This window comes from Micromonospora sp. NPDC047187 (genome assembly GCF_040643355.1).
Lineage (GTDB): Bacteria > Actinomycetota > Actinomycetes > Mycobacteriales > Micromonosporaceae > Micromonospora > Micromonospora salmantinae.
In genome coordinates this window covers 319,850-343,226 of the sequence record NZ_JBEYUF010000001.1, presented here as the reverse complement: position 1 = coordinate 343,226, position 23,377 = coordinate 319,850, and the positions used below count along the sequence as shown (strand labels likewise).

The window sequence follows — 23,377 nt, the reverse complement described above, 5'->3', positions numbered from 1 at the left end:
CATCTCGTGAAGGACCAGTCGCGTGGGGACGGTTCGGCGTCCCGTGCTGCGGCGGCTGGGCTCAGCGTTTCGGCCGGTATCGCCATCGGTGTCCTTCCATCGACTCGTGGGGCTGCCCCGCGCCGTGCGGATCGGATCGCCGACGCGGCGTGGCCTAGCCCACGCCCTGGTGCATTCGGATCGCCATCGGTCGGCTTTCGCGCCGGCATCCGGGCCGGGCGTACCGCCCGTCCACCTCCCTGGCCACCGGCCAGGCGCCGATCGCCAGGGTGAGCGCGTCGGCGACGAGGTCCGCGCCGGAGCAGCCGAGGTGGCGCGTGAGTCGCGCGCCGGGGCACACGTCCACGTCCAGGACCTCGATGCCCTGGGGCGTCAAGGCGAGTTCGGTGTGCGCGACCCGCCACCGCACGCCCAACACGTCGAGGCACCGGCTGACGAACCGGGTCAGCACGGTCCGCTGGTGCTCCGGGAGCCGGGTGGGACGGGTGACGGTCGCGGCGAGCCGGCTGTCGACCCCGAAGGGGGCACCCGTCGCGATGTTGTCCCAGAGGCCGAGGTGGTGGTGCGCCCGGTGCTCGTTGACGGTCAGCACCGAGATGGACGCCACGCACCCCGCCGCGACCTGCCGACCGAGAGGCGACGGGCGCGTCTCGAGCAGCAGGCCGCTCCATCGGCGTCGACGGGCGATCTCACGCTGGACGTCAGCGGCGTCGGCGATCAGCGACGCCCTCCCGGCGGCCTGGTGCTGCCGGGACCGGAGCACGCGGACGCCGCTCGACGCCGCGACGATACGGCGAAGATCGTCCGGTGTGTCGACCGGTTGGCTCACGATAGCGCTGAGTCCATGCCGGGCCAGGGTGGTACGGACGGCGAGCCGGTCCCAGCATCCCTCGATGGTCATCCGGGGCGCGCCGAGCTGCCGCGCGATCCGGTCCGCCTGTTCCAGTCGCGCGTCGTGGAACGTGGTCACGCCGCGCAGGTCCAGTCGGGCCACGATCTGCGGCAGACTGTCGCTGGTGGCCACCGCGACGGGAAAGCGCGTCGCCGCGGCACGCACGCTGGCGGGATGTTCGCGGGCGTCCCGCGCGTCGATGAGGATGACCGGGCGGCACCGGCTTCCGGCGGCCCGTTCGATGTCGCCGAGGCCCGCGGCGCTACGAGGGGCGTGGAGCACACCGACGCGGGGCAGGTCGGTCATGCCGCCGCTCCCGGGTGGGTGGTGTTCGTGGCGGTCCAGGCCGGCGTAGGGTCGCCTGGTCGGTGCGCGTGCAGGAGGCTGAGCGGCCCCCGCTCGTACTCGTTCATGGGAGTCCTTCGGTCCGATGGCGGATGGGCCGCTCAGGTGGCGATCCGTGCGATCCTGGGCCGGGCCAGGGCGAGATAGTCCGCCGTCCGCAGCGCCATCGACAGGTCGAGCCGCCCGGCGTTGAAGTACAGCTCGTCCTGCAGGACCAGATTTCGGTCGACGATCAGATCGAGTTCCGGGTCGAAGGCGAACGGGATGATGGATCCGCTGACACTGCCCGCGAGGCGTTCGGCGACGTCCCGCTGGGCGAACAGCGCCTTGGTGCCGCCGGCCAGACACCGGACCGCGTCGAGGTCGACGCGGCGATCTCCGGGCACCACGGCGAGGACGTAACGTCGGGACCGCTTGGTCAGGCCGACGCGGATCACGAGGCACTTGGCCGCCTGCGCGAGATCATGTTGACGGAGGCGACTCACCAGCTCGGTGCATCCTTCGGCCCGGTGACGCATGAGCCGAAAGGGGGTGCCCGTGATCTGCAACCGCTGCATCAGGCGATGATGCGCGGTCTGCCGGTCACCCGCTGTCGGAGTGTCGATGTCGAGACGGGCCTGCACGTTCACGGTGCGGCTCCTTCCGTAAGCCCGGCCGTTGCGCCAACGGTCGACCGGGGCGCTATCGGGGCGCATTCACGGCGACATCGTGCTGCCGATACCGCACTCGTCGGGCACGCCCGACGCGCCTGGTCAGTGCGGAAGTGCGGACTCGGCGACGGTCGTGCCCCGGGCGTCGGGCACCCGGGGAGTGGGCGTCAGCCGTAGGTAGGCCACGCTCGCGAGCGCGACGACCGCGGCGGCGCACAGCCAGACCGTGGCGACGCCGACGCTGTCCACGATCGCGCCGAACCCGAAGGAGGCGATGACCGCACCGGCGCTGGTGCTCATCGAGTACGCCGACAGGACGCTGGCCCGCCGGCCGGCGGGACTGGCGCGATGCAGCAGTGTCTGGTTGAGGGGGGCGCGCAACTCCAGAAACAGGTACACGAACAGGAAGGCGGTCGCGGCGACGGCGAAGGTGGGAGCGACGGCCAGCGCGACGATCGCGGCGGCGAGGAGCGTGAAGAGCGCCCCGCAGACGATCCGCGCGCGGCGGGCGGCGGCGGCCGGTAGCCGGGCGGCGATGAGCGAGCCGATGGCGCCGACCAGTGTGGAGCCGGCGACGAGCAGCCCGGCCATTGTGGTGGTGGCCGACGGATCGGCCAGGAGATCAGCGAGGGCTGGCTGCCAGAACGCTTCCACCGCACCGATACCGACACCGACCGCGAGGCCCGTGATGAGGATCAGGCGCAGGTTCCCCCGCTGGACCGAGAAGGTCACGCTCTCGCGGATGACGCCGGGAACGCTCCTCAGCTCGGCCAGTCCGGCCCGGGCACTCTTGCTGCCCTCGCCACCGCGCACCAGCGCGAGCAGCGCGACGATCTGGAGCAGACCGCAGAGCACCGCCAGGACGAACGGCAACGCCGAGGTCGGGAGGTCGACGGGGAGTTGCCCCTTCGGCAGGAGGGACACGCCGACGGCGGCACCGGATCCGATGAGCACGGCCACGTTGGTGAGGAACATGGCGCCACCGATGGCGGGACGGACGTCGGCGGCCGGCTCCCGGGCGTAGACACGGTCGACGTACCACGCCTCGAGCGCGCCGGAGGCGAGCGCACGGCCGATGCCGCCCAGGATCATCGCGACAGTGAGGGCCACCATCGTCGGTGCCAGCGCGAACCCCAGATAGAAGGCCGTCTCGAGGAGCGCGGCGATGATCAGCACCGGCCGGTTGCCCAACACGTCCGCCAGCGTGCCGGTCGGCAGCTCGAGGAGCGCCGACGTGGCGTTGTAGACCCCGAACAGCACGCCGATCTGACCGAGGCCCAGGCCCCGGTCCAGCGGCAGCAGGGCCAGCACGGGCAGGGCCAGACCGAGGGGCAGCCAGCGGAGGAAATGGCAGGTCCAGTACGTCCATCGCAGGCCGGCGATGTCGCCGCCAACTCGGGTGCGAGGGGTGCGGTCAGTCATCGGACGGTTCCTCTCGGGGCGTGACGGTCGGCTGGCCCTCGTCGGCGACGGGTGGCGGCTCGTCCGGCACCCCGAAGGCGAACAGTCGCACCGGTCGGACCGCCGCGCCCGCCCGCTCACCGCCGTGGCGTCGCTGTGCCCGGGCCACCACCTGCCTGACTTCCTCCGCGACCTCGGTCAATTCCTCGGAGGTGAGCAGAACGGTGTCCGTGATGACGAAGGCCGCTTCCCGCCAGGAGCCGGGGTACCGCTCCTGCGCTGTCTCGTATTCGGAGAGCGCGGCCAGACCGTGCGCGGTCAGTTGGCGCCGTAGGGCCGCTGCCGCCGCGGCGGTCTCGGGGGTGGAATTGGCACCCGATGCCCAGCGGAAGCCACGCGCGACTGCCTGCCAGGGCCGATCGCGTCCTCCGCCCGGTCGGGGCGCGTCGACGACGAAGCCGAACTTGGCGAGCTGGCTCAGGTGGTAGCTGGCCGAGGGTGCGGAGACTCCGAGCTGCCCGGCGAGTTCGGTCGCGGTGGCGGCGCCCTGCTGTGCCAGCAGGCGGAGCAGGGCCAGGCGCAGCGGATGCGCCAGCCCCCGCATGACGCGTGGATCGGTCAGATCCAGGTGGTCGGGAATGTCCGCCATCTATTCAAGATATCTAAAAAAAGAAACCTTGAAAAGCTCACGTCGGTACGTCGGGCCGCCACAGATCGTCCGGCGACAGCAGCCCGACCCGGTACTTGCCGACCGCGCTGGTCAGCATCTGGAGCTCGAGCGCCAGGCACCGCACGAGCCGCAGCAGGCCCTGGTCGGCGTCCTCGTCGACGGCCAGCAGCGCCGCACGCCCCAGCCCGACCGCTCGGGCGCCGAGCGCGATCGCCTTGGCGGCCCGCGCTCCCTCCCACATCCGTCCGCTGGCGAGTAGGCAGGCCGGGGTGTCGGACAGCCGGACGAGACACTCCCCCAGCGGCAGCCCGACGTGGTGCAGGAACGATGTCGGCGCCCATCCGGTGCCGCCCTCCGCACCGTCCACAGTGACCGCGTCCGCACCCGCCGCGTGCGCGACGGCGACCGCCTCGGCCACGTCCCGACCCGGGAACAGCTTGACCCACGTCCGGCAGCGCGGATAGTTGTTGCGCATCAGCCGGATCTGGTGCCGGAGGATGTCGGCGGTGAAGGTGCCGGGGCTCGACGACCGCACCAATGACGCGTTCCGGTCGTCGTCGGCGACCCCGTTCAGGGTGCTGAGGCGGAACTGCTCCGCGAGCCGCGAGCCGTCGGCCCGGTCCACCAGCGTCATGCCCCCGAGCCCCGGCTTCGCCCCTTGGCCGACCTTCAGCTCGAAGCCGAGCCGGCCGGTCTTCAGCAGGGGTTCCACGGTCGGGTCACTGTAGAGGTGGTTCCAGACTTCGGCGTCCGCGTCCTCGGTGCTCTGTTGGACGACGACGCCACCCATGCCGTCGGGCACCTCGTCCAGATAGAGCCGAATTCGCTTGATCAACGTGCCGGCCAGCTCGGCCTCGTCGCGGTAGCCGTGCACAGGAGCGATGTTCTCCCCCACCAGCATCGGCAGTCCGAGCCGGGCAGCCTGCCGGCTGGCCGCGGCGGCCAGCCCGTCGTTGGCGACCCTGGTGGAGCCGAAGGCACAGACGAACACGGGTACCGGCGACCGGAACCCGCCGATGTCGGTGTCGAGGTCGACATCGCTGAAGAGGGGCTCGCGGCCGAGCTGAACCAGTTCGCCCAACCGGCCGGGCATGAACAGCGGCGGCGCCACGCGGAGCGCGTCCAGCCCGTCAGCGGGCACGGGAGCGCCGGCCCCGTACAGGGTCGTGCCGTACGAGTCCGCGGCCGGAAAGACCGTCCGCTCACCGTCGCGGGCTCGGGCACGGACCTCCTCCTCCGGAAAGCCGGGTGCCCTGAGCAGGTCACTCATGGCGCCACCACGCCGGGCAGCTTGGGGAACGCCGTGGCCTGCCAGGTCGCCTCCAGCCCGGCGATCCACCGGGTCAGTCGCTCGACGCCGATCCCGAACCCGGCGCTAGCGGGAATACCGGAACGCACCATGTCGAGGTACCAGGCGTACTTGGCCGGGTTCTCGCCGGTCTCTCGCAGCCGGGTCACCACCTTGGCGTACTCGTACTCGCGCTCACTGCCGCTGCTGATCTCGCCGAACCCCTCGGGGGCCAGGAGGTCGAAGTTCAACAGCACGTTGGGGTTCTCCTCGTCTGCCCGGTCGTAGAAACCCCGCGACCCCCGGGGATAGTCGGTCACGAAGAACGGCAGGTCGTACTCGCGGGACAGCAGCACCTCGGCGGGCCACTCGATCTCCGCCTCCGGGTTCTGGGGATAGTTCCGCCGGTGCAGCGCGGTCACCGCGACCGGGTGCGGCAGCACCGGGAAGGGCAGATCCACCAGCAGGCGAAGCGGCTCCTGATCGCGGCCCAACTCGTCCAGCAGCGCGGAGTGCTGGTCGAGGATCCGCCGCACCATGTGTTTGACGAGTCCCTCGGCGACGTGCATGGCCTCTTCGCGTCCGGCGTTGGCCAGCTCGACGTCGAGTTGGCGGAACTCGACCAGGTGCCGCGCGGTCGAGCAGACCTCCGGAGGTTCCAGCCGGACGTTGGCCGCCACATTGAAGATGCGGTCGAAGGCGGTGAGCGAGGCCTGCTTGTAGAGGATGCCGCTGGTGGCCAACTTGAACCGGTGGCCGTAGTAGTCCACGTCGACCTGCTTCGCGCCGCGGACACCCGGGTCGGTCACCGGACCGATGACCGGCGGGAGCAACTCGACGAAACCCGCCTCGGTGAGGTACTCCCGGCCGGCGATGAGGAGATGGTGCTGAAGGCGCAGAGCGGCACGGGTACGCGGATCAGCGAGGTGGTCGCCCGGAGCGGGCGGTCCGGCGATCGCCGGGTCCGACTTCTGGTGGTTTCCCAGGGTGAGCATGGATCTCCCTTTCTCGGCCGCGGGCATCGATGCCCGCGGCGGCGGGCGGCGTCAGGCGCCGTCGTAACTACGCTGTACGTGGGACAGGGCGCGGAGGAGTCCGGCCGAGGTCAGCAGTGGGGGCGACGAAACGGCGTCGGGGGTGAGGGGCAGCGACCCCACGTCCGCCCACCGCAGCCAGCCGTCGGCGTCCATCGAGGTGGTGGTCGCGGCGTGGTTGTCGGGATGGATGCAGTACGGCACGTCCAGGTATCCCCGGGCGAAGGCGGAGACCAGTGCCCGGCCGACGTCCGCGTCCATCGACAGAACCGCGTGGATCAGCTGCCGGGCCTCGTCGCGGATCCCGGAGTCCGGCACGGCCTGCGGTGTCACGTCGGCTGCCGCGGCGGCGGCGAGTTCGAGGGCTTCGACGTTCTCCCCGATGGTGGGAATGCGGTGCGCCTCGGCGGTGGTCTTCACGATCAGGCGGGCCGCGCCCCCACCGTGGGCGAGCCGGGCGGCCGCGCGCAGGATCTCCCGCGCGCCTCGCGGAGTCCGGGGATACACCCCCATGTACGCGTAGACGACCACGTGCCAGTCGACGTCCGTCAGCAACTCTGCGCAGAGCGCGCGGAGGGCCTGCACCCCCTCGAGATCCTGCCGGTGGTTGGTCTGCTGCGCGAAGCTGACCGACACGCTTCGGATGCCGTGCTGGCGGAAGAAGAGCGCCTCCAGGACGGTGATCGCGATGAGCAGACCCGGTGGACAGAGCTGACCCAGCATGCAGCCGCCGAAGCTCTCCAGGTGCGGGTTGGCCCCGTCCTCCCGTCGTGCCGCCAGCCGCCGGCAGCAGTGCGCCCACTCGGCCACTGCCAGGTGCAACGGTCGTCGGCTGTACGGCAGGCAGTAGGAGACCGGACCACCCTCGGTGGCGTCGAGTCCGGCCTCGAGCAGCGCCTCGAAGATCTTCGTCGGCGCCGCCGAGCCGTGCCGTACCTGTACCGGGAAGGACGGGTGGCCGACCTCCCCGAGCATCGTCCGGGTCACCCCGGGGTCGATGCTCGCCAGCGGGTACCCGTTCAGGGCTACGCCGTCGCGCAGCGCGCGTTCGACGGCGCCCAGCTCCCCGGTCCGGGTGTAGCTGTCGACGGTGATGGTGCCCACCGTGGTGGCCCGGGCCGCGCGGGTCGCGCGCAGACCCGCCGTCATGGCACCGGTGTCGCTGAAGCCCATCCGGGGCTGGACGACGAGGCGACGGTCGCGACGGGCGTCACTGATGAACGTGTGGAAGCTGGGCCCGACAGCCGGCGACGGTCCGGTGGCGGTAGCCATCACCGGACGGCCGGTGCCGGGCTCGCCTGCCGGCGGGCGTGGTGACGCACCGAATCCAACAGGACCTGGAACCGGGGCACCTGTCCGTCGCCGTCGAAGACGTCGTCGTAACCGGCGTCGCGGAGCCGCTTCAGTCGGCTCCCGTCGTCCGGGCCGTCGATCCCGAGCTTGCCGCCGACGACGATCGGGGTGTCGCGGAGGTGCGCTTCCCGCCGCAGGGATCGGATCAGGGTCAGCCCTTCGTGGTAACCGTGACCGTTGACGGTGCTGATCACGACAAGGTCCGGAGCGCACCGGGCGGACTCCGCGACCAGCAACCGCACGGGCGTGCACGGGCCCAGGTTGGACACCTGCCACCCCAGCTCGGTCATCAGCAGTTGCAGGTACAGCAGGTTCCAGGTGTGCGCGTCCGACGGTGGACCCGCCAGCAGGGCGGTGGGACGGGTCCCCCCGGTCTCATACACGTTCATGGCAAACCTCCTCGGCGACGGCGCCGAAGGACGGCAAGGCCGCGCAGAACTCGCGGATGGTCGGATAGAGCAGGACGTCGCGGATGGTGGGGTTCGCTCCCACGTCCCGACGTACCCGGAACGCGACCTCCATCGCCCGCAGCGAGCTGCCGCCCAGCTCGACGAAGTCGTCGGTCACCCCCACCTCGGGCAGGCCGAGGACCTCGGACCAGGCGGTGGCGACCCTCCGCTCGGTGTCGGTCGACGGCGCCTCGAACGCCGCGGCGACGTCGGGCCGTTCTGTCGACGGTTGCGGCAGCGCGCTCCGGTCGACCTTGCCGTTGTTGTTCGTCGGGACCTCGGCGATCGTCTCGTACGTCGTGGGGATCATGAACCAGGGCAGGGTTCCCCGGAGGAAGCCGCGGAAGGCGGAGACGGTCGGTAGCGTCGTCCCGGCCGGCACGAGATAGGCGACCAGTCCGGCGTCGTCGCGGCTGAGGCGACGCACCGCGACGACGGCACGGGCGACGGCTGGATGCTGCTCCAGAGCCACTTCCACCTCACCGAGCTCGATCCGGAATCCGCGGATCTTCACCTGGTCGTCGGCTCGGCCGAGAAGCTCCACGTACCCCTGTGAGGAGTAGCGGGCCAGGTCGCCCGTCCGGTACATCCGCCCGCCGCGCGGGTCGAACGGGTTGGGAACGAAGCGCTGCCGGGTCAACTCCTCGGCACCCAGGTATCCCTGGGCCACGGCCGGGCCGCCGATGCACAGCTCGCCCGGTACGTCGGTGGGCTGCAGCGCCCCGTTCCCGTCGAGGACCAGCAACTGCTCGTTCGGTGACGGGCCACCGACGGGCACCGGGCGACCCGGGACGAGGTCGGCGGCGCGGTCCTCGTACATCGCGTTGTCCACGGTCGCCTCGGTGACTCCGTAACTGTTCACCAGCCGGGTCTGCGGCCCGAGGAGACGGCGGAAGCGCATGTACTCGTCGCCGTACCAGACGTCGCTGCCGCAGATCGCCACCTCCAGGGCCGACAGCCGCTGGTCGGTGCGTTCCAGGTGGTCGATGAGACGACGCAGCACGACGGGGATGAACTCCGCGAAGTCGACGCGTTCGCGACGGATGAGGTCGAGCAGCCCGGCCGAATCCAGCAGCAGGTCGGCGGGGCAGAGCACGAGCTTTTTACCGTTGCACAGGGCCCTGGTCCAGTCCGCGGTGAAGACGTCGAAGGACATGTTCGACATCTGCAGGTGCACGGTGGTCCGGCGATCGAGTTCGTAGGCGGTCGAGTAGCCGGTCACGGTCGTCGTCAGGCCGCCGTGATGGACCAGGACGCCCTTGGGTCGCCCGGTCGATCCGGAGGTGAAGTAGACGTAGACCGGGTCGTCGACGCATACCGCGACCTCGGGGTTCGGCAGCCGCCGGTCCGGCGCCGAGGACCAGTCCTCGAGGTAGACCTGGCGGGCAGGATGCTCGGGCAGCGGATCAGCGAGATCCCGTCGGGTGATCAGGGCCGTGACGGCGGCGTCGTCCATCATCTGGGCGATCCGTTCCGGTGGGTACTTGTGCGAGATCGGCACGTACGCCGCACCGGCCTTGAGGATCGCCAGCATCCCGACCAGCATCTCGACGCAGCGGGTGCTGCTGATGGCCACGAAGGAGCCCTTGCCGACACCGTTGGCGAGCAGGTGCGCGGCCAGGTTGTTCGCCCGCTGGTTCAACCCGTCGTAGGTGAGTTCGTCGGTGCCGTAGGCGATCGCGGGTGCGTGCGGAGTCAGCTCCACCTGCCGTTCGAAACGGCGGTGCACCACGTCGTCGTGCGCCGGTAGCTGATAGGGCGGCGCGTACCGCCGCAGGAGCGCCCGCGTCTCGTCGTCGTCCGCCATCGAAATGGCGCCGAGTTCCCGCTCCGGCTCACCGAGCAGCGCGTCCAGGACGTGCACGTAGTGCCTCAACAACTGCTCGACGGCGGGCTCGGGATAGCGGTTGCGGTCGTAGCCAATCTGCACCTGCAGCTCCGCACCGGGCCTGACCAGCACGTCCAGGGGGTAGTTGGTGCGTTCGACGGAGTATCGCGAGGCGATCCTCGCCCCGTGCCAGTCCTGCTCGTACAGATCCTCGACCGGATAGTTCTCGAAGACGAAGATGTGCTCGAACAGCGAGGCCTGGCCGTTGAGTCCCACCCACTCCTGCACGGCGCTGAGCGCGCTGTCCTCGAAGTCACGCATTCGCCACTGCGCGGCCTGGACCTCCCGCAGCCACCGGTTGACCGGGGCCGAGGGCTCGACCGGCAGCCGCAGCGGGAGGGTGTTGATGAACAGACCGACCATCTGCTCGACACCGGCCAACTCGGGTGGCCGCCCGGAACTCGTCACGCCCACCACCACGGACGGATCGCCGCTGTACCGGGCCGCGGTCAACGCCCAGGCGCCGAGGCACAGGGTGTTGAGAGTGATCCCGGCGGCCTGCGCGAGCGTCCGCAACCGTTCGGTCCGCTCCGCGGAGAGCGTGGTGAGGCAGTGGCTGAATCGTTCGTTGACGCACGCGTCGGAGGGCCGCTCGATGCCGAGGACGGTGGGCCCGGAGATGCCGGAGAGGTGGTCGCGCCAGTAGGCCGCGGCGCGCTCCGGGTCCCGGCCCGACCGCCAGTCGAGATAACCACGGTACGAGGGACGGGCCTGCGGCATCGCCTCCCGGCCGGAGCACGCGGCCCGGTAGGAGTCGGCGATCTCGTTCATCACCAGGGTGAAGGTCCAGCCGTCCAGCAGCGCGTGGTGGTACGTCCACACCACCCGGCACCGGTCGTCGCCGAGCCGCAGGATCGTCACGCGGATCGGTGGCTCGCCGAACGGCCTTAGCCCTCGCTCCCGATCCTCGGTCAGGAACCTGTCGAGCAGGCCCGGCTGGTCGTGCGCCGGGGCGTCCCGGAGCTCCCGGTGCGCCACCGTCAGCTCCGGGTCCGGCCGTACCACCTGGACCAGCCGGTTGGCCCCGGCCCAGGCGTACTGCACCCGTAGCGCGGGGTGCCGTCGGAGGACCTGTCGGCAGGCCTGTTCGTAGTGCTCCGGGTCGAACGCGCCGACGAAGTCGGCGCACCACTGGACGAGGTACATGCCCGCTTCGGGCTCGAAGAGGGAATGGAACATCAGCCCCTGTTGGAGGGGGGTGGCCGGCCAGATGTCCTCGATCGGACGACCGTCGGCGAGGAGTCGGTCCAGTTGCGCCTGGTCCAGTCCGCTCAGCGGGAAGTCGGACGGGGTGAACGTGGTGCTGGCGCGCTCGGCGCAGTGTTCCACGATCCGCACGAGGGTCGCTCGGTAGTCGTCGGCCAGCCGGTGGACGGTTTCCGTGGTGTGGCACTGGGTGCTGTAGGTCCAGATGAGCCGCAGTCGCCCGCCGACGACGCTGCCGTTCACCTCGATCAGGAAGCTTCGTTGCCCCTCGTTGCTGCGGTCGCTCGACACGAGGCGAGGGCTCAGCGCGATGGGTGAGTCGTCCTGCTCGGCGCCGGTGTACTGGCCGAGGTAGTTGAAGCTGACCTCCGGCCAGGGCGCGGCGGTGAGCGATCGCGCCTGCGCGGAGTCCCCGGTGAGGTACCGGACAAGGCCGTACGGCACGCCGTGGTCGGGGACCCGGCGCAACTGCTCCTTGACCGACCGCACCGCGGCCCCCGGGTCGTCGGCGAAGTGGTCCTCGGCGGTGATCAGCACCGGGTACAGGCCGGTGAACCAGCCCACGGTGCGGGAGGTGTCGAGACCGGTGCCGAGGTCCTCCCGGCCGTGCGATTCGAGGGCGACGAAGGTCTCCCGTCGCCCGGTCCATCGGCTCATGGTGATCGAGAACGCGCCGAGCAGGATGTCGTTGATCTCGGAGCGGTAGGCCCGGGGCGCTCTGCGGAGCAGGGCCTCGGTCTGGGCCTCGTCGAGGCTGACGGTGACCCGTGCCGTCGAGGCGCGACTGTTCGTACCGTCGCGGTCGGTGGGCAGCGGCGCCGTCTCGGTCGGCAGCGTCTCCATCCAGTAGGTGGCGGCGGCCTGCGCCGTGGTCGACCGCGCTGCGGTGTGCAGGGCCTCGGCCCACTGCTGGAACGACGCGGTCCGCGCCGGCAGCTCGGGCCGACGGCCGTCGGACAACTGTTGGTACGCCTCACGGAGGTCGTCGATCAGGATGCGCCAGGAGATGCCGTCGACCGCCAGGTGATGGATGATCAGCAAGAGCCAGGCGGGCTCGTCACCGCGGTCGACGTGCAGGGCCCGCAGGAGACCGCCGCCGTCGAGTCGGATCTGGCGTTGCAGCCGGGCGGCGTGCTGTTCCAGTCGCCCCCACTGCTCCGCTTCCGGGCAGCCCGACAGGTCGAGGCGGACCAGGTCGACGGCCGTCTCGTCGCCGTACTGTTGGGCCGGGGCGTCCGGCGGGCCCACCAGTCGCAGCCGCAGTGCGTCGTGGTGCTCCACCAGGGCGGCCAGCGCGTGGCGCAGCAGATCCGGGTCGACGTGCGCGTCCAGCTCGAACAGCTGGGACATGTTGAAGTGCTCACGGGCCGGTAGCGGTTGTTCCAGGAACCATCGCTGGATCGGGCTGAGCCGGAAGGGCTCGCCGGTCACCGCGGCGACCTCCGGTACGGCTTCCGGCTGTCCGCCGGCTCCCAGCGCGGCCAGCCGGCGGATCGTCCGGGCGTCGAGGATGTCCCGTGGTGAAACCCGCACACCGGCACGCCGTGCCCGGGCGACGATCTGGATGCTGATGATCGAGTCGCCGCCCAACTCGAAGAAGTCGTCGTCGATGCCCACCCGGTCGGCCTTGAGGACCTGGCACCAGATGGCCGCGAGCTGTCGCTCCAGCTCCGTCGTCGGAGCCACGTACTCGTCGACGGTCGGCTCGAATCCGACACGCGGGTCCGGCAGCCGGGCGAAATCCACCTTTCCGTGCCGGGTCAGCGGGAGGCTGGGAACGGGCACCAGGAACGCCGGCTGCAGGTAGCGCGGCAGGGACTCCTCGAGCCGGGCCCGGATCTGACGGACGTCCAGGTCGTCCGTCGCGGCCACCAGATAGGCGACCAGTTGGCGGTCGCCATCGTCGTTGCGGACCACGGTCACCGCCGCGTCGGCTATCCGCTCGTCGGTGACCAGCGCGGCGTGGACCTCGGCCGGCTCGACCCGGAAGCCTCGGATCTTCACCTGGTCGTCGAGCCGGCCCAGAAACTCCAGGGTGCCGTCGTGACGCCAACGCGCCCGATCACCGGTCCGGTACCGGCGGGCGCCGGGGCGACGGGGGTCCGCCACGAACCGTTCGGCGTTCATCTCCGCCAGGTTGAGATAGCCGTTGGCGACGCCCAGGCCGCCGGCGTACAACTCGCCGGGGACACCGATCGGCACCGGTTGGCCGGCCGGGTCGACGATGTCGACAGTGGTGTTCGGCAGTGGGCGTCCGATCGGCACGGCGCGGGTCGTGTCGACGGCCGTGACGCGGTGCACGCTGGTCAGCTGGGTGTTCTCGGTGGGTCCGTAGATGTTGAGCAAGGTGCAGTTGGGTACCTCGGTGAGGAAGTCGCGCGCCGCCCGGACCGACATGATGTCCCCACCGGACAGCAGCAGCCGCAGACCGCCGAGGTCCGCCAGGTGGCGTGGTTCGAGCCGGCGGAACAGCCCCGGGGTCAACTGGAGCACGGTGACGCCGGTGGCCGAGAAGAGCGCGCACAGTTCGTCCAGGGTCTCCGGTCCAGGTGGCGCAAGGGCGAGCGCGGCGCCGTTCAACAGCGCGCCGAAGACGTCGAACAGCGAGGCGTCGAAGGTCAGCGGTGTCGCCTGGGCCACCACGTCGTCCGGACGGACCTGGAGTTCGTCGACGTCGCAGACGAGAGCCGTGATGCCCTGGTGGGACAGGGCCACGCCCTTGGGTCGACCGGTCGAGCCGGAGGTGTAGACGACGCAGGCGAGGTCCGTCGGCTCGAACGCCCGGTCGACGGCGACGGCCGACGATCCTGGACGATGGTCGGGGGCGAGGGTGTGGTTCGGGTCGAAGCCCATCCTGGCCCGGACGTCCTCCGCGGCGACGACGAAGCGCGGCGCGGCATCGTCGATCAGCAGCCTGAGCCGTTCGTCCGGATACTGGGGATCGAAGTGCACGAACGCGCCGCCGGCGCGCACCGCGGCCAGCATCCACGCGATGGTGGCGGCTGACCGCTCCACCGCGATCCCCACCCGGTCCCCGCGCCGCAGGCCACCGTCGCGCAACGCGCCGGCCAGGTCGTCGACCCACTCCCCCAGCTCCCGGTAGGTCCACCTGCGGTCGCCCTCGACCAGCGCGGTCGCGGCCGGCCGGCGGTCGACCTGCCGACGGAACAGTTCGTCCACCGGCACCCCGCTCGGGCTCGGGCGGGTGGTGTCGTTCCAGCGCGCGAGGGTGGCCGCCTCCTCGGACGCCAGCAGCGGGAGGTAATCGATCGGGGTGTCGGGCCTGGTCAGGCAGGCGTGGAGCAGGGTCAGGTGGTTGGCCACCAGGCGGTCCATGGATGCCGTGCCGAAGAGGTCCCGGCTGTATTCGAACCGCCCGAGCAGCTGATCGCCGTCCTCGGCCATGTTCAGCGTCAGGTCGAACTTGGCCGACCCGTTGTCGATCGGGACGGCCTGCACGGACAGCTCTTCGCTCGCCACCGTGACCGGATCGGACTGGAGCACGAACGACGTCTGGAAGACCGGTGACACGTCGGTCTCGCGGGTCGGCGCGACCGCCTCGACGACCGTGTCGAACGGCACGTCCTGGTGGGTGAAGGCGTCGAGCGCGGTGCGGCGCACCCGGTCGAGCACGTCACGGAAGGTCGGGTTCCCGGACAGGTCGGTCCGCATGGCGAGGGTGTTGCCGAGGTACCCGACGACGTCCTCGAACTCCCGCCGGGTCCGATTGGCCACCGGGGAGCCGACGACGACGTCGGTCTGCCGGGTGTAGCGGTACAACAGCACCTTGAAGGCCGCCAGTAGCACGATGTACGGCGTGGTGCGGGTCTGCCGGCACAGGTCTGCCAGCGTGTCGGTGAGCTCCGGCGGTACGGCGAAAGCGCTGGTCCCGCCCTTGGCGGAGCGGGCCGCCGGCCGGGTGTCGTCGGCGGGCAGCCGGACGACGCCGAGGGGCCCGGCGAGCTGGTCCTTCCAGTACTCCAGCTGGTCGGCGATGTCGGGGCTGTGCTGCCGGTCCCGCTGCCACCTGACGAAGTCGCGGTATTGGGCGGCGGGTGGCGGCGGCGGCTCGACATGGCCGAGTTGCGCCGAGTAACAGGCCAGGATGTCGCGCATGATCAGCCCGGTCGACCAGCCGTCCGCGACCGAGTGGTGCACGTTCATCAGCAGTAGGTGCTTCTCGGCACCGGAACGCACCAGGACCGTCCGGAAGAGGGGGCCCCGGGCCAGGTCGAAGGGGAGTCGCGCGGCGGCGCGAATCCGCTCCCAGGCGGCGTTCGGTCCGGCCGACCGCTCGTCGTACGTGGCGAACTGCACGTCGACGCTGTCTCGGACCAGTTGGTACGGCACTCCCCCGACGGTGGGGTAACAGGTGCGCAGCGCCTCGTGTCGCCGCACGGTCGTCTCGACCGCTCGGCGAAGGGCCTCGGTGTCCAGGTCACCGGTCAGCACCAGGACGTTGTTGACGCTGTAGGCGGCGTCGTCGGGATTCAGGTGGTCGAGGAGCCACAGCCGTCGCTGGCCCGCGGAGAGGGGCAGCAGGCGCTCGGTGTCGATCAGCGGACGTGCCCTTTCCAGCCCCTCGGTCGGGTCCTTCCGCCGCACAGCGCTGGGGACGGTCATTGGTCATCCTCTCTGACGGTCATTAGGGCGGCGAGCAGTTCGCGCTCGTCGTCGTCGAGGTCCGCGAGGTCGGCGATCGGCGGCGCGGGGCACGCCTCGACAGGGGCCGGCGGTGCCGCGACGACCCGTGGCGTCCCGTCGGCGGTGGTCAGGACGGCAGCGAGTTCGGCCGCCGTCGGATGGTTGAAGACGACCGCGAAGCCCAACCGCTGGCCGAGCTTCTCGTCGATTCGGGCGATGAGCTGGGTGATCAGCAGGGAGTGCCCGCCGAGATCGAAGAAGTCCTGGTCCACGCCGACCGGGCCGCGGCCGAGGACGTCACCCATGAGTGCGCAGAGCCACTTCTCCAGCTCGCTCTCCGGCTTCCGCTCGTCGTCATCGGTGTCGACCGGCTGTGGTAGCCGTGCCCGGTCGACCTTGCCGTTGGGCGTGAGGGGCAACGCGTCCAGGACCACCACCTGATGGGGCACCATGACCCGGGGCAGCCGGGCGGTGGCCCACTTGCGGAGCACCGTCGGCTCGGGCGTCCGGTCCGGGTGGCCCACGACGTAGCCGACCAGTCGTACCAGGCCGTCGGCGTCAGGCCAGTCGCGGACGACGCTGGCCCGGACGTCCGGGTGCTGGGCGAGTACCGCGGCGATCTCGTTCGGCGCGATCCGCGTACCACGAATCTTGATCTGGTGGTCCTGGCGGCCGAGTATCTCCAACTGGCCGTCGGCGCGGTACCGACCAAGATCACCGGTGTGGTAGATGACGTCGTCCGGGTCGTCCCGGTACGGGTTGGGTTGGAAGCCCGGCAGGGTGCCCGCCGTCGGGTCGCCGGACTCGGCGTGGAACCGCGTCCGGATGCAGATCTCTCCCACCTCGCCCACCCCGCACAGCCGATTCCCCGGGGAAAGCACCAGCGCTTGTGTGTCGGGGATGGGGCGGCCGACCGGCAGGGTTTCCGAGGCGGCCGGCGGAACCACGTAGTGGCACGCGGCGAGTGTGGTCTCGGTGGGGCCGTAGAGGTTGACCACCGTGAGGTCCCGGCTCGTCCGGTCCCGCAACTGCCTTACCAGCATGGGCGGCAGGGGTTCTCCGGCGAACAGGACGAGACGCAGGTCCGCCGGCCGCCCGGTGTCGGCGGCACCCAGCCACCACTTCATCAGCGACGGTACGGCGTGCACGACGGTGACGCGCTCGTCGCGGATCCACCGCCAGATCCGCTGCGGCTCGGACAGGGTCTCCTCGGCGGGGATGCAGAGCGTCGCGCCTGTCATCAGCGGCAGCAGCACGTCCCGGAGGAACGGGTCGAAGGAGACGGTCGTGAGCTGCGAGACCCGGTCGCGGTGGGTGACGCCGAAGGCTGCCGCCTCCCAACGGAGAAAATGCGCGAGGCTGTCGTGCCGCCCGAGGACCGCCTTCGGTCGTCCGGTCGTGCCGGACGTGAAGTAGAGGTACGCGGGGGAATCGGGCCTCGGCAGGCTGTCGTGCTCCGGCGTTGACCCGCTGCTCTGGCTGGCCCTGCTGGGAGCGGCGAGCCACCGATGGTCGGTGCCCGACGGATCCGCGCCGAGTCGGATGACCGCCGCCGGTGCCGCGGCCGCGACGAGGTCCCGGATGCGCTGCTCGGGCAGGCGCTCGTCCACGGGCATGAACACCGCGCCGGCCGTCATGGTGCCGAGAAGGGCGCTCACCGTCGCTGCGGACCGGCCGCAGATCACGGCCACCCGATCACCCGGGCCGACACCTCGTTCCCGCAGGTCGGTGGCCACCTGCGTGACGGCGGCGAGGAGGTTGCGGTAGGAGAGCCGATGCCGCTCGTCCTGCACTGCCAGGTGGTCGCCGGCCGAGTGGGCCTCCGCGCGGAACATATCCACCACGGTCGGCATCGCCGGACGGTCGAGCGGCAGGGTCGGATCGGGTAGCACGTCGGGCGTGGCGGTGGCGAGAGAGTACTCGTCCAGAGGGCGGTCGGGGTCGGCGGTGACCGCGCCGAGCAAATGCGCCAGTTGGTTGGTCCAGGCCGCCATCCGGGCGGACGTGTAGGTGGAGGTGCGGTAGCTGACCCTGATGCGGGCGGGGTCGCCGTCGCGGACGTAGACGGTCAGCGGGAACTTCGCCTCCTGGTCCGGACAGTCGACGAGGCGCAGCGTCGTGGGGCCGGCCGCCCAGCGGCCGGGGCTCGGCGGCTCGTAGTTCAGCATCACGTCGATCAGCGCCGGACGGTCGCTTCCCCGGGTCGACCACGCCTCGCGCTGCACAATCTCGAACGGCAGGTCCTGGTTGTCGTAGACCCGAAGGACCTCGTCGCGGACCGCCAGAACAAGATCCCGGAAGGTACGGGCCGCGGCGGTGTCGGCCCGCACCAGGACGGTGTTGAGCAGCAGGCCGATCATCGACCGGGTCTCCGCCGCACTTCTCTGCGTCAAGGGGGTACCGACGCAGGCCTCCCGTTGACCGGTGACCCGGTGCAACAGCAGGTGCAGGGCCGCCATGATGATCATGAATCGACTGCTGGCGCTGGCTCGCGCCAGATCGTCCAGCGCCGACCCGACGGCCGGGGGAAGGAAGACCTCCGAGGTCGCGCCCGCGTCGGAGGCCGGCGCCTGCCGGTCGGCGGGTGGGGCGCTGGACGGGGGCAGGTCGCGTAGCCGTTGCCGCCAGAAGGCGCGCTGTCCGTCCCACGACCCGTCGGCCAGCCGGTCGAGTTGCCAGGCGGCGAAGTCCAGGTACTGGATCTCGTCCGGCGGCGGAGACGGCAGTCCCGCCACCACCTCGGCGTAACGCTGAAGCAACTCCTCGACGAAGAGGCCGATGGATGCTCCGTCGAAGCACAGGTGATGAACGGTGAAGAGCAGTACCCGCCGGTCGGTGCTCAGCCGCACGGCCCGTGCGCGGATCAGCGGCTCCTCCGACGTCAGGTCGAAGGGCACCGTGACGGCGGCGCGCAGGAGCTTGCGGATGTGCCCGTCCGAGCCATCTCCTCCGGCCACCTGCCACTGCGGAGCCACCGCCGCCGGGTGGATGACCTGTACCGGCCCGTCCTCGGAGGTCCCGACGGTGGTCCGCAGCACCTCGTGCCGGTCGACGACCCGCCGGACTGCCTCGGCGAGCGCGACCTCGTCCACCGGGCCCTCGACGGCCAGTGCGAAGGGGATGGTGTACAGCGCACTTCCACCGAGCTGCGCGGCGGCCCACACCCCGAACTGCGCGGGAGACAGCGGCCCGCCGTGCGGCTGTTGCTGCGGCTGGGCCTGGTCGGTGTCGGCCTCGGCGACAAGGCGGGGGGCGCTGGTCACCGCAGTACCTGCGTCAGCAGCGAGCGGTAGAAGTCCCAGTACGTACGGCAAAGGTACTGCTGCTTCGGGGCTAACTCGGGGTGGATCTCGGGGAGATTCTGCATGGGTACGGTCATCTGCCAGTGGTGTTCCACGTGCAGGTTGTTGCTATTGGTGAACCAGGTCGAAAAGCGGCTTCCCGCGATGGTGCGGGTGTTCCGCATGACGTCCTGGGTGTCGTTCTCGCAGAACACGTGTTCCGGCAGCTCGACGAGGAAGTGCAGTGGCTCGGCCAGGAGCAGCGGGATCACCCACAGGTGCACGGCTGCCAGCGAGCCGGTCGCCACGGACAGCCCGGTCACCACCACGATGATCCCGCCGAGCAACCGGTACTCGGCGCGGATGCGGTCGGCCATCCGCTCGGGGACGCCGGCGAAGTCCGGCTTCCATGTTCCGGTGTACGACGTGACGCAGTTCTTCAGCACTTGGAGCCAGCGTCCGTAGTGGAACGTCGCGCGCAGGAGCCGGGCCGGGGTAAGCGGCTGCCGGGTGTCGAACTGGAAGAACTCGGTGTCCCGGTCGGTCCCCAGATACTTGTGATGCTGTAGGTGCTTCAACCGGTAGTGGGTGTAGTTGACCATCATCGGCAGACCGAGAACCACCCCGACCGGACGGTGCGGGCGCTGGTTGACGAAGGCCGTGTGATGCAGCACCTGGTGCTGCAGTTCAACGGCGTGCACGAACATCGCGGCGAGCACGACGTATCCGACGATGCGCAGCGGCCACGGGGCGAGCAGGGCCAGGGCCCCACCGCCCGTCGCCAGTGCCGCACAAACGACCACCCTGCCGACGAAGCCGGCCCGGTCGCGGCCGCTCACCCTACTCGTGCGGGCTAGCCTGGATGTTCTGCCCGACATGACGTTGACCACGGCAACTCCTCAAGCTCGTGCGATACCCACCGCCAGCGCCTCGGCCCTCCCGTCGGTGTCGGGGCTCCTGCGCGGGATACCGGTTCTCGTCTCACCAGGAAGGCTGGTCGAAATGCTTATCAATCGGGCTTTCACCCGCCATCGAGCAGCCACCGGGGAGGCATAGCGGATCGAAGGTCTTTTCATTGGGTATCCATGGCGAGCCTCGGTCAGATGAGTCCGACCCCGGCCGTCGTGCAGCGGCGGCACGGGCGCAACGCACTGCTAGCCGCACCAGGAGAGCCCATGAGCAGGAACCGCATCCAGGCACTCGTCCTCGCCGTCGCCCTCGCGCTGGGCGTCGTGTCGGTGAGCGGCGTCAGAGTGCAGACTTCCGCGGCGGCTGAGCACGTCCTCGCCGACGACACGCCCTGGGGACGGCCGATCGGCTGACCGACGCCGTCACAGGAGCTGTCTCGCTAACGGTGAGGTTCCCCCGGTAGCTCGGAGGCCTTCGATCATGCTCTGGTGCAGTTGAAGGGAGTCATCCGTGGCAGCACCCTGACCAGTGCAATCGATGGGACAGGTGGCGGACCGGTTCGATGATGATGGTGTAGATCAGGCGTCTGCGGCGCAGATCGTCAGGACGGCGAGAGCGGCCAGCGCGAGGGCGGTGAAGCGGTGCCAGGAGTTCCAGTGCCGGACTTGGTGCCGGTCGAGACCAACCTGACTTTTCGCTGCTTGGAAGCCGTCTTCGACGGTCCGGCGGATCCCTGCGACGCGCACGAGCGTGGCGAGGCTGACTGGTTGCGGACTGCAGCAGCGGTAGAAGGCCAGCTCACCGGTGGTGTAGTTCTTGCGGATCAGCAGGCTGTTCCTGCCGTGGTCGTCCGGGTCGGTGTCGGTAGTGACCTCATCGAGCCAGGCCCAGTCGTAGAGGCGAGGGCCACGCACCCGTCAGACCTGCCGGCGGTATGTCGGCGAGCCGACGCCGTTGATCCGGGTGCCCGACTGGGTCAGCGGGACGGCGATCGACGCCAGCCACGGATACGGATAGTTGAGGTCCGGGGCCGACACCCGGTCGAGTTCGCGTAGGCCGTCCTGCGGGATGGTCACCGATTGGATCGCGACCGACTCGGGGGCACAAACCGTGCCCCCGAGTCGGCGCGACGATCGGCAGCTCGTTACCGGCGGCCGAACTTGACACTCACCTCTGCCACTGGTCAGGCGGGTACGAACTGCCATTGCTGGTTGGTCCCGCTGTTGGCGGTCCACTGCACGACCTGCGCGCCGTCGCTGGTGGAGGCGGCGTAGATAGGGTGGCCGCCCTCCTCCGGGGTGAAGTCGGTGGACCGCACGCCGGGCACGACGCTGGCCCAGGCGGACAGCAGCGTGTACGGACGCAGGTCGGTGGCGCCCTTGCCGCGCTTGGCCAGGGTTGCCGAGGCGAACCACTCGAAGCCCTGCTTGTTGTTGCATGCCGGCCAGATGTACTCGCCCTCGCCGTCGGGCCGCCCGTTCACGGTGATCAGGCCCTCCCCGTACCTGCCGAAGCCGTCGACGTAGTGCGGGATCACCACGAAGTTGGCGTACGTCATCCCGGGATACAGGCTGACATTCCCGCCGACGCCCACCTCGACAATGATCGGCCAGTCCCCCCTGCCCTTTTGATGGAACTCACTATCGCCACATTGTCCCCACAGTTCCCGGTAAGCCGCCGAACCTTGCTCGCCGCGGCCGGAGCGGTGTCGTTGAGTGCCGCGCTGGCCGCGCGGCGACGGCAAGGGCGGCACCTCCGCCGCTGCGGCCGTAAGCCAGGCCGACATCGACAAGGCGATGTTTGCGAGGTCTGGGCGATCCCGCAGGACACCGGTCCGCTGATCCGCCGCAACCGCACCACCGGGGAGTTGGCGTTCTACCGCTGCTGGTCACCCGACCTCGTCCCGCTGCACCACCAGCCCGGACGGCCTGATCGGCATCACCGTCAACGAACTACGCCGCCTGTTCCACGCCCTGGTCATCGAACCCGCACGGCGCATCGCCGACGTCATCGCCTGGTCCATCTATCGACGTCGACACCAAGAACAGGCCAAGATCCGGAGCAGCGAAGACTTCCCCGCACCAGATGCGGCGAAGACCGTGAAGAAGTAGTTGTCAGCAATTCTGGCACGCAGTTCTTCGACCAGCTTCGCCCGGCCGAAGAACCATTCGGCATCATCCGAGTGGAAGGTTGACAGGCCAAGGCGCGGCACGTGTGGAGCGTCGTTCCCGCACGACCCCGAACCGACCTCGCCGTGCAGCGATCGCCATCGTTTTTTCCACTCCCGAACATCTCCGCAACAGGCCGCCACGGGGGAAAGAGTCACCGGCAAACTGGGGAAGCGCCTGGCCGCCCGCAGCCTCGGACAGTGCGGTCGCGGAGAGGTGCACGCGTCTGGACATCTCCCGATAGCTCGGCTGCCCCGCCGCCATCCGCATCGCCCGCAGACCCAGAGCGAAGCGCTGCAGTGCCCCGCGCCGGGATCAAGATGCCGTTCAGGCCGTCCCACCTGCCGCCCCCCAGATTTGTTTGTTTGTTTGTCCTGCCCGCGAAAAGGCTGCTGGACAATCCGCGGCAGTCTATACAAGACAAGGTGGCTGGGCCCAGCCCACACGAGTCGGATCAACGTTGGTGAGCAGCAATTTCCTGCGCACAGCTCAGCGATCCGACAGTAAGAAATCCACTCGACACCACCAAGGGGAGAAGCGTGAACCGCTCTGTGAAATCAGCATTTGCTCTGGTCTTCGCGACAGCCTTTCTGCTGACCGGCGCACCGGCGAAGGCCGAGGTGAGTGCCAGGATCGCCGCCGACGGCGAGGCCATCACCCTGACGAACGCGAACAGCCGCAAGTGCCTCACTGTCGCCGGCGGCAGCACCGCAAACCTCGCTCGCGCGGTTCAGTACAACTGCGACGGCCACGCATCGCGTACCTGGGTCGTCAGCGGCTCGCTCGGCGGCAACTTCCGCCTCGTCAACCTGAACAGCGGCCGGTGCCTGACCGTCGACGGCGGAAGCACCGCGAACAACGCTCCGGTCGTCCAGTACACCTGCGACACCCACGCCGCGCGCTACTGGCGGGTCACCAACAACAACGGCAGCACGCTTCAGGTTCGGAACGTGAACAGCGGCAAGTGCCTGACCATCGCCGGCGGTAGCACGGCCAACAACGCCGGCGCTGTCCAGTACACCTGTGACACCCACCTGTCCCGCCGTTGGTACTGACATCGCCCGCCATCGGCTAGCAGGAAGGCCGAACTAGTCGTCGGGGGGCGGGCCGGGGGCCCCCCCCCCCCCGGCGCCCAACACCGGGGGGGGGGGGCGCCACACCGCCCCTAAAAAAAAAAAACCCAGGGGGGCCCCTTAACA

Annotated in this window: 17 protein-coding genes and 1 pseudogene; 3 read left to right on the top strand and 15 right to left on the bottom strand. The window is 70.0% G+C overall.

Annotated features, from left to right (window positions below):
- Positions 1-154 precede the first annotated feature (154 nt).
- From ABZ794_RS01525 to ABZ794_RS01475, 11 genes are all read right to left on the bottom strand, one after another.
- Positions 155-1,198, bottom strand: coding sequence for a hypothetical protein (locus ABZ794_RS01525; RefSeq protein WP_357513718.1), 1,044 nt, complete (start codon positions 1,196-1,198; stop codon positions 155-157).
- A gap of 140 nt (positions 1,199-1,338) precedes the next feature.
- Complete coding sequence (locus ABZ794_RS01520; RefSeq protein ID WP_238688340.1) at positions 1,339-1,866, bottom strand: YbaK/EbsC family protein; 528 nt, start codon at positions 1,864-1,866, stop codon at positions 1,339-1,341.
- A 123-nt stretch (positions 1,867-1,989) separates the two neighbouring features.
- Complete coding sequence (locus ABZ794_RS01515) at positions 1,990-3,309, bottom strand: MFS transporter (protein WP_357513716.1); 1,320 nt, start codon at positions 3,307-3,309, stop codon at positions 1,990-1,992.
- A complete protein-coding gene (locus ABZ794_RS01510) occupies positions 3,302-3,937 on the bottom strand; it encodes a winged helix-turn-helix domain-containing protein (protein ID WP_210780679.1) in 636 nt (211 codons plus the stop codon). Before ABZ794_RS01510 ends, ABZ794_RS01515 begins: the two co-directional genes overlap by 8 nt.
- A gap of 37 nt (positions 3,938-3,974) precedes the next feature.
- Positions 3,975-5,228, bottom strand: coding sequence for a glutamate synthase-related protein (locus ABZ794_RS01505; RefSeq protein WP_210780680.1), 1,254 nt, complete (start codon positions 5,226-5,228; stop codon positions 3,975-3,977).
- A complete protein-coding gene (locus ABZ794_RS01500) occupies positions 5,225-6,241 on the bottom strand; it encodes an asparagine synthetase A (RefSeq protein WP_210780681.1) in 1,017 nt (338 codons plus the stop codon). Before ABZ794_RS01500 ends, ABZ794_RS01505 begins: the two co-directional genes overlap by 4 nt.
- 51 nt (positions 6,242-6,292) lie before the next feature.
- On the bottom strand, positions 6,293-7,552 hold the full coding sequence (locus ABZ794_RS01495) for a methylaspartate mutase (RefSeq protein WP_210780682.1): 1,260 nt from the start codon (positions 7,550-7,552) through the stop codon (positions 6,293-6,295).
- Positions 7,552-8,022, bottom strand: a complete 471-nt coding sequence (locus ABZ794_RS01490; protein WP_357513714.1) for a cobalamin B12-binding domain-containing protein — start codon at positions 8,020-8,022, stop codon at positions 7,552-7,554. The genes ABZ794_RS01495 and ABZ794_RS01490 overlap by 1 nt, the downstream gene beginning before the upstream one ends.
- Positions 8,009-15,799 (bottom strand): amino acid adenylation domain-containing protein, encoded by a 7,791-nt coding sequence (locus ABZ794_RS01485; protein ID WP_357513712.1) that lies wholly within the window; start codon positions 15,797-15,799, stop codon positions 8,009-8,011. The genes ABZ794_RS01490 and ABZ794_RS01485 overlap by 14 nt, the downstream gene beginning before the upstream one ends.
- Positions 15,796-19,083 (bottom strand): amino acid adenylation domain-containing protein, encoded by a 3,288-nt coding sequence (locus tag ABZ794_RS01480; protein WP_357513710.1) that lies wholly within the window; start codon positions 19,081-19,083, stop codon positions 15,796-15,798. Before ABZ794_RS01480 ends, ABZ794_RS01485 begins: the two co-directional genes overlap by 4 nt.
- Complete coding sequence (locus ABZ794_RS01475) at positions 19,080-19,940, bottom strand: fatty acid desaturase (protein WP_210780686.1); 861 nt, start codon at positions 19,938-19,940, stop codon at positions 19,080-19,082. The genes ABZ794_RS01480 and ABZ794_RS01475 overlap by 4 nt, the downstream gene beginning before the upstream one ends.
- A 336-nt stretch (positions 19,941-20,276) precedes the next feature.
- Here ABZ794_RS01475 and ABZ794_RS01470 point away from each other — a divergent pair, with 336 nt between their 5' ends.
- Positions 20,277-20,423, top strand: a complete 147-nt coding sequence (locus ABZ794_RS01470) for a hypothetical protein (protein WP_210780687.1) — start codon at positions 20,277-20,279, stop codon at positions 20,421-20,423.
- Positions 20,424-20,588: 165 nt separating this feature from the next.
- Here ABZ794_RS01470 and ABZ794_RS01465 read toward each other — a convergent pair whose 3' ends face one another.
- The 3 genes from ABZ794_RS01465 to ABZ794_RS01455 all read right to left on the bottom strand — a co-directional run bounded on the left by ABZ794_RS01465 (position 20,589) and on the right by ABZ794_RS01455 (position 21,568).
- Complete coding sequence (locus ABZ794_RS01465) at positions 20,589-20,924, bottom strand: hypothetical protein (RefSeq protein WP_210780688.1); 336 nt, start codon at positions 20,922-20,924, stop codon at positions 20,589-20,591.
- Between the two features lie 3 nt (positions 20,925-20,927).
- Positions 20,928-21,086 carry a hypothetical protein gene (locus ABZ794_RS01460; RefSeq protein WP_210780689.1) on the bottom strand — a complete coding sequence of 53 codons (159 nt, stop codon included), beginning with the start codon at positions 21,084-21,086 and terminating at the stop codon, positions 20,928-20,930.
- Between the two features lie 107 nt (positions 21,087-21,193).
- The gene (locus ABZ794_RS01455) at positions 21,194-21,568 is read right to left on the bottom strand and encodes an RICIN domain-containing protein (RefSeq protein WP_210780690.1); all 375 of its coding nucleotides are present in this window, start codon (positions 21,566-21,568) and stop codon (positions 21,194-21,196) included.
- Between the two features lie 279 nt (positions 21,569-21,847).
- Between ABZ794_RS01455 and ABZ794_RS01450 the strand changes: the two are divergent.
- A pseudogene (locus tag ABZ794_RS01450) lies at positions 21,848-22,121 on the top strand (hypothetical protein); the annotation flags it as partial.
- Here ABZ794_RS01450 and ABZ794_RS01445 read toward each other — a convergent pair.
- On the bottom strand, positions 22,034-22,222 hold the full coding sequence (locus ABZ794_RS01445) for a hypothetical protein (protein ID WP_357513707.1): 189 nt from the start codon (positions 22,220-22,222) through the stop codon (positions 22,034-22,036). The pseudogene ABZ794_RS01450 and the gene ABZ794_RS01445 sit on opposite strands and share 88 nt — an antisense overlap.
- A 495-nt stretch (positions 22,223-22,717) precedes the next feature.
- Here ABZ794_RS01445 and ABZ794_RS01440 point away from each other — a divergent pair, with 495 nt between their 5' ends.
- Positions 22,718-23,233 (top strand): RICIN domain-containing protein, encoded by a 516-nt coding sequence (locus tag ABZ794_RS01440; protein ID WP_357513705.1) that lies wholly within the window; start codon positions 22,718-22,720, stop codon positions 23,231-23,233.
- Positions 23,234-23,377 lie beyond the last annotated feature (144 nt).